Origin of the sequence: Buttiauxella izardii (assembly GCF_003601925.1) — a bacterium.
Classification (GTDB): Bacteria; Pseudomonadota; Gammaproteobacteria; order Enterobacterales; family Enterobacteriaceae; genus Buttiauxella; species Buttiauxella izardii.
The window spans coordinates 1-854 of the sequence record NZ_QZWH01000080.1 but is presented as its reverse complement, the minus strand read 5'-3'; the positions used below and the strand labels follow the sequence as shown (position 1 = coordinate 854).

The 854-nt window shown below is 53.7% G+C and carries 1 protein-coding gene; it reads right to left on the bottom strand.

Going from position 1 to position 854, the window contains the following annotated elements; translation table 11 throughout:
• Nucleotides 1-854 (bottom strand): SIS domain-containing protein (locus tag D6029_RS22280; RefSeq protein WP_120066845.1); only part of this gene is annotated, 854 nt, incomplete at both ends.

The following is an 854-nucleotide window of genomic DNA, read 5'->3' as shown; positions in this document are numbered from 1 at the left end:
GCCTGCTCGACATCGATAAAATCGCGGGACGGGGGCAGCCAGATATGTGGTCCGGCTTCGACTTCTGGACACGGTGAAGCGCAGATAGCTACAACGCGCAGTGCCTGTTGATCACGTCGCAGTTCAGCCAGCAAATCAAGATCGTACTGGCGTGTGTACGGGTGGCTTGAGACAAAGACCACGACTAACGTTTCGTTATTCACCAGCGATTTTGGGCCGTGGCGGAAACCCGTTGGGGAGTCATAAAACGCTGCCAGTTTACCTGCTGTCAGCTCCAGAACTTTCAGCGCGGATTCACGCGCAACGCCTTGTAAACCACCACTGCCGAGGTAGACGACTCGTTTGAAAGGAAGGTCACCGAATACGCTTTCACTGAGATCGCATTGCGAGGCAATGATTTGTTCGCAGCGGTTGGCGACAGCCTGGAAGGTGGCGCTGTTGATGACTTCCGGCGCAAACACTGCAAGGCAGCTCGCCATCATGGTGGTAATACTGCTGGTCATCGCGAAACCGCGGTCGTGGGTTTCTGCTGGCATTAACAATGCCAGTGAATTGCCACTGGTCGCGGCGTTTTGATACAGGTTACCGGTTTCGTTACAGGTGATGATCAGGTGGTAGCAGTCTTTCACCACCTGGTTGACCAGGTCGACGGCAGCCACACTTTCCGGGCTGTTGCCGGAGCGGGCAAAAGAAACCAGTAATGTCGGTTCCTGTTCAATTAAATAGTCCACCGGATTAGTCACAAGATCGGTGGTTGGCACGGCTACAAAGTTTTTCCCGGTGTGGCGCGAAAGCCATGGCGTAATAATGTCGCCAATAAATGCGGAGGTTCCTGCACCCGTCAGGATAATTTT